The organism is Paraburkholderia sp. BGA-UO-ETr-F12, assembly GCF_059567945.1.
This window is the reverse complement of the sequence record NZ_JCAQOZ010000048.1, coordinates 1-14,460: the sequence shown is the minus strand read 5'-3', so window position 1 is coordinate 14,460 and position 14,460 is coordinate 1. Positions and strand designations below refer to the sequence as shown.

At 55.0% G+C, this 14,460-nt stretch carries 12 protein-coding genes and 1 pseudogene; 8 read left to right on the top strand and 5 right to left on the bottom strand.

What is annotated here, in order from left to right; genetic code table 11:
- The first annotated feature begins 2 nt into the window (after positions 1 to 2).
- From rfbA to AC57B6_RS21575, 6 genes are all read left to right on the top strand, one after another.
- Positions 3 to 896, top strand: a complete 894-nt coding sequence (rfbA, locus tag AC57B6_RS21600; RefSeq protein ID WP_496422091.1) for a glucose-1-phosphate thymidylyltransferase RfbA — start codon at positions 3 to 5, stop codon at positions 894 to 896.
- Entirely contained in the window at positions 881 to 1,432 is a 552-nt protein-coding gene (rfbC, locus tag AC57B6_RS21595; protein WP_281663883.1) for a dTDP-4-dehydrorhamnose 3,5-epimerase, read from the top strand. Before rfbA ends, rfbC begins: the two co-directional genes overlap by 16 nt.
- Positions 1,429 to 2,334 (top strand): dTDP-4-dehydrorhamnose reductase, encoded by a 906-nt coding sequence (gene rfbD, locus AC57B6_RS21590; protein ID WP_281663882.1) that lies wholly within the window; start codon positions 1,429 to 1,431, stop codon positions 2,332 to 2,334. The genes rfbC and rfbD overlap by 4 nt, the downstream gene beginning before the upstream one ends.
- Before the next feature lie 288 nt (positions 2,335 to 2,622).
- Complete coding sequence (locus AC57B6_RS21585) at positions 2,623 to 3,930, top strand: glycosyltransferase WbsX family protein (RefSeq protein ID WP_281663881.1); 1,308 nt, start codon at positions 2,623 to 2,625, stop codon at positions 3,928 to 3,930.
- Positions 3,927 to 5,630 (top strand): rhamnan synthesis F family protein, encoded by a 1,704-nt coding sequence (locus tag AC57B6_RS21580; RefSeq protein WP_496422075.1) that lies wholly within the window; start codon positions 3,927 to 3,929, stop codon positions 5,628 to 5,630. Before AC57B6_RS21585 ends, AC57B6_RS21580 begins: the two co-directional genes overlap by 4 nt.
- Positions 5,627 to 6,610: a glycosyltransferase family 2 protein gene (locus AC57B6_RS21575; protein ID WP_496422074.1), complete on the top strand. Its 984-nt coding sequence runs from the start codon at positions 5,627 to 5,629 to the stop codon at positions 6,608 to 6,610. The genes AC57B6_RS21580 and AC57B6_RS21575 overlap by 4 nt, the downstream gene beginning before the upstream one ends.
- Before the next feature lie 117 nt (positions 6,611 to 6,727).
- Here the strand turns inward: AC57B6_RS21575 and AC57B6_RS21570 are convergent, their stop codons facing one another.
- The 4 genes from AC57B6_RS21570 to AC57B6_RS21555 form a co-directional block, all read right to left on the bottom strand.
- A complete protein-coding gene (locus tag AC57B6_RS21570; RefSeq protein ID WP_281663878.1) occupies positions 6,728 to 7,471 on the bottom strand; it encodes an ABC transporter ATP-binding protein in 744 nt (247 codons plus the stop codon).
- 21 nt (positions 7,472 to 7,492) lie between these two features.
- Positions 7,493 to 8,275 carry an ABC transporter permease gene (locus tag AC57B6_RS21565; RefSeq protein WP_281663914.1) on the bottom strand — a complete coding sequence of 261 codons (783 nt, stop codon included), beginning with the start codon at positions 8,273 to 8,275 and terminating at the stop codon, positions 7,493 to 7,495.
- Between the two features lie 329 nt (positions 8,276 to 8,604).
- Entirely contained in the window at positions 8,605 to 9,672 is a 1,068-nt protein-coding gene (locus tag AC57B6_RS21560; protein ID WP_496422073.1) for a hypothetical protein, read from the bottom strand.
- Between the two features lie 381 nt (positions 9,673 to 10,053).
- Complete coding sequence (locus tag AC57B6_RS21555) at positions 10,054 to 11,664, bottom strand: hypothetical protein (RefSeq protein ID WP_496422072.1); 1,611 nt, start codon at positions 11,662 to 11,664, stop codon at positions 10,054 to 10,056.
- Positions 11,665 to 11,941: 277 nt separating this feature from the next.
- On the opposite strand from AC57B6_RS21555, the gene AC57B6_RS21550 reads away from it, so the two are divergent.
- Entirely contained in the window at positions 11,942 to 13,144 is a 1,203-nt protein-coding gene (locus AC57B6_RS21550) for an acyltransferase family protein (RefSeq protein WP_496422071.1), read from the top strand.
- Between the two features lie 9 nt (positions 13,145 to 13,153).
- Here the strand turns inward: AC57B6_RS21550 and AC57B6_RS21545 are convergent.
- Positions 13,154 to 13,312: pseudogene (locus AC57B6_RS21545) on the bottom strand (IS21 family transposase); the annotation flags it as partial.
- 263 nt (positions 13,313 to 13,575) lie between these two features.
- Here AC57B6_RS21545 and AC57B6_RS21540 point away from each other — a divergent pair.
- Positions 13,576 to 14,391, top strand: a complete 816-nt coding sequence (locus AC57B6_RS21540; RefSeq protein ID WP_496422070.1) for an acyltransferase family protein — start codon at positions 13,576 to 13,578, stop codon at positions 14,389 to 14,391.
- Positions 14,392 to 14,460: the final 69 nt, after the last annotated feature.

Genomic DNA, 14,460 nt, shown 5'->3' with positions numbered 1-14,460 from the left:
CAATGGCGCGCAAAGGCATTATTCTCGCGGGCGGATCGGGCACGCGCCTGTATCCGATTACGCATGTCGTCTCCAAGCAGTTGCTGCCGGTCTACGACAAACCGATGATCTACTACCCGCTGTCCACGCTGATGGTAGCGGGGATTCGCGACGTCCTGATCATCTCCACGCCGCAGGACACGCCGCGTTTCGAGGCGATGCTCGGCGACGGCAGCCAGTGGGGTATGAACATTCAGTACGCGGTTCAGCCTTCGCCGGACGGTCTCGCGCAAGCGTTCATCATCGGCCGTGATTTTGTTGGCAACGATCCGTCGGCGCTGATTCTCGGCGACAACATCTTCTATGGGCACGATCTCGCGAAGCAACTGGAACGCGCGAACGATAAAGATGAAGGCGCGACCGTCTTTGCTTATCACGTGCACGATCCGGAGCGGTATGGCGTCGTCGAATTCGACAAGCAGTTCCGTGCGTTGTCGATCGAAGAGAAGCCGGCCAAGCCGCGCTCGAACTATGCCGTTACCGGCTTGTACTTCTATGACAAGCAGGTTTGCGATATCGCGGCGGACATTAAGCCGTCGCCGCGCGGCGAACTTGAAATCACCGACGTCAATTCGCGTTACCTCGCGAGCGCCGCGCTCAATGTCGAGATTATGGGGCGTGGCTATGCGTGGCTCGATACGGGCACGCACGATTCGCTGATCGAAGCTGCCACGTTCATTGCGACGCTGCAAAAGCGCCAGGGTCTGGTGGTTGCGTGTCCGGAGGAGATTGCTTACCGGCAGGCATGGATCGACGGTGAGCAACTGCTCGCACTTTCCAAGCCACTCGCGAAGAACGCCTACGGGCAGTATCTGCAAAACCTTCTTACGGACCAAGTTGCATGGCCATCCAAGTAACCGCTACGGCGCTGCCGGAAGTCAAGATCATCGAGCCGAAAGTGTTTGGTGATGCGCGAGGCTTCTTCTTCGAGAGCTTTAACGGCCGTGAGTTTGCCGAGCACGTTGAGACGGATGTGGAGTTCGTGCAGGACAACCATTCGCGTTCGGCGAAAGGCGTGCTGCGCGGCCTGCATTATCAGATTGAACACCCACAGGGCAAGCTAGTGCGCGTGGTCGAAGGCGAAGTGTTCGACGTGGCGGTGGATATCCGCAAGAGCTCACCGAATTTCGGCAAGTGGGTCGGGGTGACGCTGTCGGTGGACAATCATCGGCAACTGTGGGTGCCACCGGGCTTTGCGCATGGCTTTGTGGTGCTGTCCGAATCGGCGCAGTTTTTATACAAGACAACCGACTACTGGTTTCCTGAGCATGAACGCTCTCTGCTCTGGAATGATCCTCAAGTGGGCATCAAATGGCCGTTCGAAGGTGAACCGCTGCTCGCTGCGAAGGATGCGGCGGCGAAGACCCTGAATGAAATTGAGGTGTTCGAATGAAGGTTCTCATCTCCGGATGTGACGGTCAGGTGGGCTGGGAGTTGCAGCGTAGTATGTCCGTCCTCGGCGAAGTATTCGCGTTCAACCGCGAGCAGATGGACCTGTCTGCGCCTGGCAAAGCTGCGGCTGTGGTCGCGCGCATTGCACCGGATGTGGTCGTCAACGCGGCAGCCTACACGGCAGTAGACAAGGCAGAGAGCGAGGAAGCGCTGGCGACCCGAATTAATGGAGAGGCAGTGGAGGAGTTGGCGCGGGCGGCGCGCGACGTCAACGCGTTGCTCGTGCACTACTCCACCGACTACGTCTTTGACGGCAGCAAGGAAGGGGCTTATACGGAACTAGATGCAACCGCGCCTTTAAGCGCCTATGGCCGTGGCAAACTCGTCGGCGAGCGCGCAATTGCCGATGTCGGCGGTGACTGGCTGACGTTCAGAACAACGTGGGTGTACGGGGTACGCGGAAAGAACTTTTTGCGTACGATGTTGCGGCTTGCCGCGACGCGCGAAGAACTTAGTGTTGTCGGAGACCAATATGGCGCGCCGACTTCCGCTCGCCTGATTGCAGACGCTACCTCGCAAATCGTCGCTCAATCGATGCGGGAGCGTCAGGCTGGTAGATTCGATAGCGGTTTGTTCAATCTGACCGCGGCGGACTCGACAACATGGCATGGGTTCGCAGAGGCGATCATCGATGCCGCTCGTTCACATCAGCCATCCAGTGTGGTCACGACGCGGATCAAGTCAATCTCGACGTCAGAATACCCGACCCCGGCTCGTCGCCCCCGTAATTCATTGCTCGACAATAGCGCGCTGGTGAGCCGGTTCGGTCTTCATCGGCCGAATTGGCGTGTTGCAATGCAGTATGTTCTGGACGACTTGTTCGCAGCAACCGCGCCTTTGTAAGCCGTCCGGCTGCTGCGGCCCACAGCCAATTGAGTGTCCGACGTCGGACGTGTTGCCGTGCTGAACGGTCGTGCGTCCATTACACACCACGCTTCGGTCACATCCGCACGAACGTAGCGTATAAGGTCTGATCACTGTGCTGTAAGGGGCACTAGGCTTCGGGTTCTCTATAGCGTTATCGTGCATGCCAGGCCGTTGCCCAAGCTCAGTTACCTCGATAAAAGTTACTGAAGTTGGCAGCATCGGTAGTGCATTGAACTCGTTGTCACGTTGTAGGTACACAAAAATATGCCAAAGATCAAGCCGATTGCCTTTTATCTCCCGCAGTTCCATCCGGTTCGAGAGAACTCGGAATGGTGGGGGCCGGGGTTCACCGAATGGACCAACGTAGCTAAAGGAAAGCCGAATTTTGTCGGGCACTACCAACCGCACATTCCACGTGACCTCGGTTTTTACGATTTGCGAATCGTCGATACCATGCGGCAGCAGGCAGAGTACGCGGCGCTTTATGGCGTGCACGGGTTTTGTTTCTACTATTACTGGTTCAACGGTCGCCGCATTCTTGAACTACCGCTGAATAATTTCCTCGCTAGCGACATCGAGTTTCCGTTTTGCGTATGCTGGGCCAACGAGAACTGGACGCGCACTTGGGACGGCTTGGAGAAGAATGTTCTCTTGGAGCAGATTCACAGCGACGACGAGGACCGGCACTTCATTGAGGACCTAATTCCCACGCTGAAGGATCGCCGCGCGATTAAGGTGGACGGCAAGCCGATGCTGCTCGTTTATCGCGCCGACCTCTTTCCTGATACCAGAAAAACCGTACAACGATGGCGCGAAGTGGCCAGGAGCCACGGGATTCCGGAACTTCATCTCTGCGCTGTCCAGTTTTATGGTATCGAGGATCCGCGCGAGTGGGGATTTGACGCTGCAGTCGAGTTTCCACCCCACACGTTCATTGGCTCGGAAAATAAGCCGGATAAGGTCCCTGAAATACTGAACGATGATTTTGTCGGTGGCCTAGTGGATTATCGGAAAATCATCGCGCAGTCCTTGGAGCGCACCACTAAGGATTATCAGTGGTATCGCGGCATCATCCCCTCGTGGGATAACACGGCGCGGCGTCAGAACAACCCGCATACCGTAATTTATTCCTCGCCAGAGTTGTATCGATTCTGGCTCGATCATCTTGTGCAGTTCACGCGTGTTAGCAATGACGATGAGCATCAGTTTATCTTCATTAACGCTTGGAACGAGTGGGGGGAAGGCTGTCACCTGGAGCCAGATCTGAAGCACGGCCTTGCTTATCTCGAAGCCACTAAGGCTGCCGTGGACGGCATTGGTGACGCACGGCGGATTTTGATGTCGGATCCGCAGTTGGCGCGACTGATCGGAGAGGATGGGCTGGCTCATTTGCTCGAGCAAAAGGCCAGTCTCGAGCGAGACCTGATCCTGAGCGCGGCGGAATCCAGGAAGAAGATGAAGCGTGAGGAAACTGCGACTGCGCGACGCATTCGACACCGTGTGGCAAGCATGCTGGTGCGACATCCTCGTCTATATCGCGTGGTGCGCGGCTTGTCCAGGATCGTTAAATGACGCGGGTGAAGCGCATCGCTGTCATGGCGCATTTCGACCCGGCGGGCGATATGCCAGTACGAACGCAACGACTGATCCGTCAACTGCTAGATGTTGTAGACCGGCTCGTTATAGTTTCGACGGGCCTGCGTCCGGATGCGTTCGAGCCAAACGATTCGCGTATTACGGTGATTTTGCGCCAGAACGTGGGCTATGATTTCTACTCGTTGAAAGTAGGCATTGAATCTATTCTGGATCTCTGGGCGTACGACGAGTTAATTGTCGCAAACGATAGTATTTACATGTTCCGGGACCACGGATTCAAGGACGTCTTCGAACGTATGGCCGGCGCGAATTGTGATATGTGGGCAATGACCGTCTCGCGTCAGATCGTGCCTCATGCGCAGTCGTATTTCATCGTATTCAGGAAGTCGCTAATCTTGACGCGAGCCTTCGCCGGGTTCTGGCGTGACGTGCGCGTCCTCGACAGCAAATGGGAGATCATTCTTAACTACGAGGTTGGGATGACGCAGCGGTTTATCGCCCAAGGTGCGCGTGTCGAGTCTGCGTTCAAACCGACATTTCTCGACTACGTGACCATCGCGTGGCGTCTGGCTGGCCGTCGCAAGCAGATTCAACCCTTCCAGTTCCTGGTTGAGTTGTTGCATTGGCGTCGCGTGAAAGCGTCGAATCTCACGCACTATCTGTGGGACAAGGTGGCCTTGCAGCTTGGCTTTCTCAAATGCGAGGTGCTACGCGACAATCCCAATAAGCTCCGAATGCACGGCCTTGCCTCGGTGGTCGGAGCCGAGCACGTCGCAGAAATCGAAACCGAAATAGAGCGTATGCGCGTTGGACGGCCCGCTCCTGTTGCGCTAGGCAGCGGCGGCGCTGCGAATCCAGTTAGTATTCTGCTCCCCGAGTTTCAACTTCGGTCGATCATTCCAGCGGATCTTCGGGCGGAATGCGCGATCGTCGTCCACCTTTATCACGTCGATCTGGCAGACGAGATTGGGGGTTATCTCGATAACGTCATCGCACCGGTCGACGTCTTCGTCTCGGTAAAGAACGTCCAGGATTACTACGAGGCCAAGCGTGTCTTCGATGAGCGAGGTCGTAAGGTATTCCTATACGTTCATGAAAACATCGGTCGCGATGTTGGGCCGTTTATCAGCTTGCTCAATTCCGGGTTGTTGAGCCGCTATCTGTGTGTCTGCAAAATTCACTCGAAGAAGAGTGTGTACAGTGATAAAGGCCACTCATGGCGTGACAGTCTATTCAATAGCCTGCTGGGAAATTCGTACCGGGTGTTCAAGATCGTCGAGGCGTTTCGCCAAAATCCGGCGTGCGGCATTATCGGTCCGGACGATGCATTTATTACGCATGCGCGATTTTGGGGGGGCAACGAGGCCCGGTTACGCGCCCTCGCTGCACGCTTAGGTGTGCCGGATGAAGAAGTGTCGTTGGGGTTTTTTGCTGGGACGATGTTCTGGTTTCGTCCCGCGGCACTCGATGGGATACGTGCCCTGAACGTACAACTGTCGGACTTCGAACCGGAGGCAGGACAACGCGATGCTACTCTGGCACATGTGCTCGAGCGAGCGTTCTCTCTCGCCGCGCGCCAACTGGGCTTTTATAGTGCATCGACCGCAGCACTTGACCGGCCGCTTGACCCGGCCCAGTTTTCCAATCGAGGCGTCATGGTATTGGACTCGCAATGAGCGGCTTCACCAAGACTCCGACGACGGAAGAAGCGTCGAACGCGTCAGGCAAGAAAACGGGCGGAGCGAACGTCGGCGCCGTGATTGTGACTTACCGTCCTGACATCGCGAAATTAGCGCGCGTAATCGAGTCGACTGTGCCGCAAGTAGACCGTGTGATCGTGGTCGACAACGGGTCACCTGAACCACTCACGCTGAAAATAAACGAGCTTTGCGTGAAGCACGGAGCCAGGCTCCTTGAGCAGTCTTCGAACATCGGGATCGCTGCTGCACAGAACCGAGGCATAGAGGCGTTGCTGGCCCAGCAATATGATTACGTTTTACTTCTGGATCACGATAGTGTGCCGGCCGAGGGAATGGTGGACGAGCTGGTGCGAGCGGATACCGCGCTACGTTCGCAGGGACATTCGGTAGGTGCAGTGGGGCCAGTTTGTGAAGACTTCCGAACGGGTTCGCAATGGCCGTTTATCCGTCTGGAGAACGGCGTTGTTCGACGCGTTGCGTGTTCGCAGGAGTGTCCATTGGTCAGAACGGATTTCCTGATTGCATCAGGCTCTTTAATACACCAATCGGTATTCCGTATGGTCGGCTTGATGAACGAAGCATTCTTCATTGATCACGTCGACACCGAATGGTGTCTGCGAGCCAGCGCTGCAGGACTTTCGATATTTGGGGTTTGCGCAGCCCGCCTCGACCATGAGCTTGGCGATCGTATCGTGCGGCTCTGGTTCTTCCGTTGGCGCGAGGTGCCGGTGCATACGCCGGTCCGCATGTATTATATGTTCCGCAACACAATCCGGATGCTCGCCGGAACGCCGATGCGCTGGAGCTGGCGAGTGGTGCACACCTTTAGGCTGCTCCAGTTTGTATTCTTCTACAGTTTGCTTGTTGCACCCCGTAGGACGTATTTCAAGGCGATGTTTTTGGGTGTGTTGGATGCGGTCCAGCAGCGGATGTACGCGATCAGGAGATCGCTTTAAACGTTTGCCGGGGTGTCCGATGCGTCAAAAGTATAAAAGTCCGCGCGCGGACTTTTATGAGCATTGCTGATGATGTGGCGAAGCGAGCGCGTTTTTTAGACGGCTTGCCTTGCGCATCTAGCGTGCTTCGTAACCTGCGATCACCTCCTCGACAGGCCCGAACATCCGCACCCGACCTTTCTCCAGCCACAAGGCCTTATTGCAAGTTCTGCGAATTACATCGTTTGAGTGCATTGCCAACACAACGATTTCGGCGCGATTGTGCAGGTCATCAAGTCGCACGCTGGCTTTCTCCTGGAATGAAGCATCGCCCACACCGATAACCTCGTCGAGAAGAAGAATCTCCGCATCGACTGCCGTGGCGACTGCGAACGCCAGACGCATGCGCATTCCGCTTGAATACGTCCGAAGCGGCAGGTCCAGGTAATCGCCGAGATCGGTGAATTCCGCGATATCTTCCTGTTTCGCACGGATTTCCGAGTCGGTCATCCCAAGCAACAGACCTCGTAAGCGAATGTTCTGGCGCCCTGTAGAGTTGTCGTCCATACCCAGACTAATGTCGAGCAGTGGCACCGCTTTGCCTTCCTTGCGGATGGTGCCGGCGGTAGGGCTGTAAATGCCGGCTAGAAGTCGAAGCAGAGTCGATTTTCCGGCACCATTCGGACCGATGAGACCGACACGATCACCGGCATCTAGTCGAAGATCCACGTTATCCAACGCGCGTACGACGACGACCCCGTCAGTGCCTTCCGCAATGCGATTGCGTCTGCCCATGCGAAGCACCTGCTTTTTCAGCGAGCGCCCCTGCACGTCAAAGATCGGCAGATCCAGTCCCACATTTTCAAGCTCGATATAAGTCATTTTGCGTTGCTCAAACTTCTATTAAACCCAGTAAGGAATCCGCTTCAGGTACCGTCCAGTGACCCACAAAGCTGCGATCCATCCGACAATTCCCATGCCGCCGGTTACTAGCCAGGTCATCATTGACGGTATATCCCCGATGAGCGGACCCCGCACAAGTTCAAGCAGGTATGCGAGCGGATTGAGCGTGACAATCCACGAAAATCGGCTTAACGAATGGGGGCGATACATAATCGGCGTAATATAAAATGCAACCTGAAGCAATGCACCAATAATTTGCGGCAAATCCCGGAATCGCGCTGACAGAAGTCCCGCTATCATCGCAATCCAAGTCGCGTTTAGAATATAAAGCGCTAGTGCCGGGATAAAGAAGGCCAGGGCGAACCAGCTTTTGACTCCAAATATCGCCAGCAATAGAACGATAATGATGAGATTGTGGGCAAATATGACCAGATTGCGCCATACAATTTGCAATACAAACAAAATTTTCGGAGTGGCAGCCTGCCGGATGTAGGCGGAGCTGTTGATGTAAACGGTACTGCCTTCATTGGTGATTTGAGCAAAGAGCGTCCACATGACCAGACCGACACTTAGAAACGGCAAATACTCCTTAAGGTTCATGCCGAACAAGGTGCCGTATACCGCGCCGATGGAGCCGATCATTACCGCCATACTAATCGTCAACCAAAAGGGACCGACGGATGATCTGGCGTAGCGTTGACGGATTTCAAGCCAGCCCAGCAACATCCAGAGTCGCCATGAAAACAGACTTTCCCGAAAATCGGCTATTGCAATTGAAAACATAAATTGATGTTTAGTATGAGCGACGGAGATGCATCCAGCAGCGTAAATCCTAGCTTGCCTTCCATGGATGACGACGAGCGCGCGCCGGGCGCGCATCCGGCTAGTCCGTAACTCTACCATGGCAGGGGCGCCGGGCGGCGCAACCGTTTGCAGATTTGGACTCGCGCTAGATCGAACTCGACATAACCCAAGGACGCCACGGAACGACGGCCGCAGAAACATTTGCCGACAGCCGACTTTCACAGGCCGAGTCGGGCAGTAAGCTGCGTTGTCGGGCGACGCTCCATGAGCGTTTCAGGCAGACGCTTGACTCCGATTGGCCATATCTTCTACGCCTTCAACCGCGTAAGCAATGCGCGCAATGGAGACGTCAAGCGCCAGAGCGTGGATCCTTGAATCTCGGCGAGTTGCTGTTGCACCCGAGCCAGTTCCCTTGCATTCGTCCGCTCGAGGTCGGCTACATGCACGGCGTGGGCATGACGTATTGCCTGTATTTCGGATTCGTGTTGAGCGCGCAGGGTCTGTAGCGAGTCGCGCATCAGAGTAGCTGAGGCTTGGTCGTTGTCGGCCTGCACCTTTAGCTCGCTCGCCTGCATCTCCAATGCAACGATCCTAGCCTCGGCTTGTCGCAAGCTTGCGCTCACTGCATTTTCAGCGCCGCGCGCCCGCTTTAACTCTCGCAGCAAGGCCGCTCGGTCGAGCGCTTTGCTCGTCGGAAATTCAAGCTGGGGCTCTCCTATGACCTGCGGGTGCTCGGCGTGGTCAATTTCGACCCTTGTCCGGACCAGTGTAGGGTCTGCGGTTAGCCGATGGGCTGTTAATGCTCTATCGTGGTCAATCTGATCTCGCAAAACAGGCTTGATCTTCTGATAAAGATATTCAGCGTCTTCGACCAACCTCGGGAAATCGAGAAACACGATAGGCACGTCGCGTTTTACTAGCTCAAAAACGAGTTGATGAAAACCCATCGCCAAAATTCTGGCTTGGTCCACCGGGTTGAGGGAGTAGATTACGCCGCCCGGCGCGCCTGCCCACGTGCCCCACCTGGTACAGTCATCCTGCAGATTGGGGTTTCCATACCGAGCGCGCATCTCGATTGTGACGCGGCTGGATGCAGCTTCAACTATGTCGCGCATGGGCAGTATGACTGCGTCGACCGTAATGTCATCCCGACTTAAGAGTTGTTCCGCGAACTCATAGAGCCAAGGGGTCTTGATAACATACGGGAGATCATCGACGTCGATCGGCATGTCTTCCAGACCGGCGTTCGCATTCTCATCAAGTTGAGATTCTGGATGCAGCGAGATATGCGTTTCGAGCCCGCACTTATGGAAGTACTGCACCAAGAAACTTGTCCCGGCACGACCCGTGCCGGCGATCATCAAGTGGCGTTTCATGTCCTGCAATTCCTTGATCTCAGCGGATGTGTTCGCGTCGCCGACTTGCGGCGTATACGCGTCGGATGATAGCGCAGCCCGTCGACGATGGCGTCCATGACCTCCATACGTCAATCGACAGCCCAGTCGCTGTACTGTCGACCGTCCACTCAGGGAATCGGCAGGCAAAGAGTAGTGCGGAAGCTCCACATTTTGTCGGGGAGCACTGCTTTTGGATCGGGCAGAAGGACCGCGTACCCCGCAAGCACATACTGCATACCGGCCCACTAAAGACTGGAGTCGAGACGTGCATCCAGTCCAGGAATAGTTGGAGCGCCGAATGGACTCTTGTCGAAGCCGAGACTATCAGTGGATCGACAAGAGCTCGCTAGGGTTTCGTCGCTAGGACAGCTTGCAGAACTTACCATCCCGATACACATAGGCGGAAATGGGCCCTTTGGCAACGTTTGCGAAACCCATCCATCCGGCATCACGGGGCGCGCCCTTGACTGCCTCGGCGACATCCCGACGCTCGTACCCGGTAACACCATAGCCGACCGTCTTATCCGCGGAATCGACTATAACAATCAGCAAGTCTGCTGCGCTTCCGATTGAGGCCCATCCGCTCACAGCAATGTTGCCGCTAGGGCCAGACGTCGCTTCCAAGTGACCCTCGCACGACGCTGAGTCCGTTCGATTAGGGTCGAACTTTATCATTCCAGCGTCATGGAGCCACCCTTTTCCATACGCGCCAATCTTGTGCTCGGCGGCAAAAGTCGCGTTCTCTACGTACCGGTCATGCATATCTCGGGGGTATACGAACTGGTCGTAGTCAGGACGATCCATGCCAATTTTCTGACTGAGGACGGCAAGTTTCCGGAGATACAGATCCTGCGCAGAATCAGTAACGGCCGTCTGATGAGACGCAAGTGCCGTCAGGAGCACTAGTGCGGCGATAGATGTAACGTACAACCATCGGCCGCGCACGACGTCCAAGATCAAAAGTATACCTGCGGTTAATCCGACAAGCGCGGGGGTCGTGTATCGGCTCGCCACGGCTCCGGCCAAGCCGAGCATCCACCGGCTGTGCGCCGCGCCGATTGCAGAAATGACGATGAAGACATAGGTCGCTATTAGGAAGGCACGGTACGGTGTTACTTTGTCTTTAGCAAAAACGTACAGAGAAAACGCTCCAAATACGGCTAAAGACAGCAGGCCGGCGATTGCCGCAAACTTAAGGCTGCCGCTCACGAAGAACAGCGGACTGCCAAGGAACATCGCAAAAAATTTTGGCTGAACGAGGAAGAGACCCGTCACTGCCGGATCGGGGTCAAGGACAGGTTTTGAAAAGTTGTAATAGTAGGCAGCCGCCACTAGCAGTCCGCATATGCCGACGATCAGATACTCTTTGAACATACGCCGTTGAAGAAACGCCTGACCCAGCAGGACGGCAAAGCCGACCACGCCGTTCCCCATGGTGAGCGTCGCGGCGAGTAGCAGAAGAATCGCTGCGATAATATTTCTTGTACGACCGTCGTCACGTGAGAATCTCGCGAAGGCCCAGACCGTGAAAAGGTTGACGCCAAGACTGCCGCTCTGAAATCCCCAGTCGAGATTGTTTTCCTGCGTCCATAGAAAAAGCATCCCAAAGACCAGGCCGAACACAAAGACAGCCGGAACCCTTCTGTCTTTGTTCCTGATATATTCGCTGACAAATACCGCCGCTGTTCCAGCTGCAATCAGATAATTCATTATGACGAGGAGCGCGTTCCCGCCGTCGAATGCAACACGATCAATCCAGAAGAGCAGGCGCGAAAAGACGATGCGATGCTCCATATGCTGCCCCCAAATTGCCGCAAAGGGGTGCTCGCCAAGTCGGCGATAGAAGCCGATTTGGCCATCCCACTGGTCCCAATAGGGAATAGGCGAGTAACAGTGGTAGCCCCCATAAATCGATGTGACTAAAATGAACGCTGCCAGTAGCACGGCACAGATCGAAATCGTACGCGACAATTTTTTCCCCTTCTTTGATCAAGTGAGTATGCCATATGACGCAGTGCTATCGCACTCGCTGGGCGGCGCCCGGCGCCGCGTTCGATGCGGCACACGCGTTAGGCCGTAGCAACGGGTGATATTTGTCGCGTTGCTGGTCCGCTGCCACAACGCGTCAAGGCGGCGCGCCACCAGGAACGTCTCGATCGTACTGTGATGTTTGCCGGCGCCAGGCAGGAAGCAACGAAAGCATCGCCTACTGACGGACTATAATTGTACATTCCCACGCAGGTGAGCTATGCAACTGTCGAGCGCTTCTCTATGTCTCTTTGTCGTTTCTATCTTTGCCATTGCTATCGTAGTCAGCTATGGGACGACACAAGTATCGGCGTTCTACCGCGATCTGTTGGATGCTGAAGTAACGGCTACGCGCTACCACGCAATAGACGGATTGCGCGGATTGTTGGCGCTATCCGTCATGTTGCACCACATTATGATTAATCTGCAGTTCTACCAAACAGGTGTGTGGGATTTTCCGCCGTCGCGGCTGACTACGTTCCTTGGCTGCGGGGGCGTAGCATTTTTCTTCATGATCACTGCGTTCCTTTTCTGGAACCAGGTTTCGCGCGAGGACCGACCGTTCGACACAAGAAGCTTCTACATTTCCAGAATCCGGCGCCTGGTGCCTATGTATTTGGTCGCCGTTTCCCTTTTGATTTTGACGGTAATTGCGATTACACATTTTCGACTATCGATTCCCCCGCTCGTTTTTTTCCAACAACTGACTTCTTGGCTGATTTTTACTGCTCCCGGCGCTCCCGATATAAACGGCGTGGAAAAAACCTTTGTAATAAATGGCGTATTCTGGTCGCTGGTTTACGAATGGAAGTTCTATCTCTTCCTTCCGCTGCTCGCTGTTTTGAAAACCCGAACAGCACGGATTTCAGCGTTGCTCGTTACCTGCGCATACCTGACGTTGCCGTCCACCGTTGGTGTCCAGTGGTTCTTTGTTGGCGGCGTTATCGCTGCAGCTATCGTTCGCGTACATGCGGTCTCGTCTATAGCTCAGCACTGGCTTTCCGGAGTTGTGGCCATAGTCTTGATTGCCGCAACCATCGCGTGGCAGCCCGAATGCTATTCGGTGATTGGTGCGGCACTCCTGTTCTTACCATTTATTGTGTTTGCGAGTGGAAACAGTTTGTTCGGCCTGCTCACGTCACCGCTGACAAGGCTGCTAGGCATTGTAAGTTACAGCGTCTATCTGACGCATAGTTGGGTGCTGTATCTTCTTTCGAGGCTGGTGAACCATTACGTGTCTATCGCATCGCTGACCCTTACTGAATACTGGGCGCTGGGAGCCGCAGTTTGTGTTACCACAATTGGGATCTCGGTGTTGACATACAGATATATTGAGCACCCGTTTTTACTTCGACGAACGTCGCCTACGCAACCTCAACGTCAACATGCGGAGACTGGATTGGGCCATTCTCCGCAACCATAGGCACTATCCAGTTGCGAGCGACTCACGCAGCCGCCGGTTCAGATCGTCGAGATTTTGGAAGCGGCGTGCGAGGAAGAAGTCCTGCCGTATATAGGGGCATGGACGCTCGATGTTGCCCTTGGTCTTGGCGCGATACGCCTTGCACGTACGCGGCGCAAAACTGAGGTGCTGGGCGAACACAGTCGTCTTCGCGTTGTGCACGACTTACCTCTCGAGCACGCTGGTCAGATGCATCGCCGGTTCAAAAAGCACTGATTCACCTTCCTATTGCTCGCGCGCGCGAATGCATAGGCGACATTGGCCTTGTAACCGATCGGCCGCAGACCCAACACCAACAAGGCGTCGTGATGCCCCCCCGGGGGCCATCAATGTGGGTAGAATGTTACCCTTCCTTTCCATAACTTTCGGGAAGGCAAGCGAAGGGGGCGGGGATGAAGGGGCGGTTCGAGTATCTTGATGGACTTCGTGGCATCGCGGCTCTGATTGTAGTGATTCATCACGGGCTGATTTTATTCACGTTCGGTCTTTACAGTGGACAGTTAGTTGACAGCCGCTTCAGCTGGGACATTCGCTTGTCTGGCGAACCATTCCTATTGTTTTTTGCCGGTAATTTCGCAGTCGCGATCTTTTTTCTTCTCAGCGGGTTCGTACTCAGCCACGTATTTTCGCGCAGCGACGCTGGGCCGATAACCCTGGTGATAAAACGATATGTCCGTTTAACCATTCCGATTGTTGCCGCGAGTTTGTTCGCATTTTCCGTGGCTATCGTCGGCCTCGCGATCCCGGCAATTCATGCGTATGTTCCGGTAGGCCCTGGACTCTCGAATCTGTCCGCCGCTAGCGTGTTGGCGGGCCTCAGTTTCTGCCTGCGTGAGGCGTTTGTGCACGCGACCATTACGGGCATGAAAGGAGGTACGTATAACGGTGTCCTTTGGACTATGCAGATTGAATTTTATGGATCGATGTTGTTGATCGCAATGTTTTGGGGGGCTCGAAAACTTGCTCGCTCGCAAGCAGCAACTCTTTACTACGCCAGTGCTATCGCTGCAGTACTGCTCTTGCTGGAATATCAATCTCAGCTTTCGCTATTTTTGGCCGGAGTTCTGTTTTATCGACTCGTACACGGGCGGAAACTGGGCGAAAGCGCGGCGAAAGAGTTTTGCGCGGCCATTCTATTGCTTGGGGGACTTTATTTGGCTCTTTCAAAAATGGAGTGGGTAATGCGGCTCACGACGCATGCGGATTGAGTGCTGAGAAGTCGAGCTTTCCGGCGATGAGGAACAGCACGGTGCGCATGGTCTTGAAGCTGGCGTACC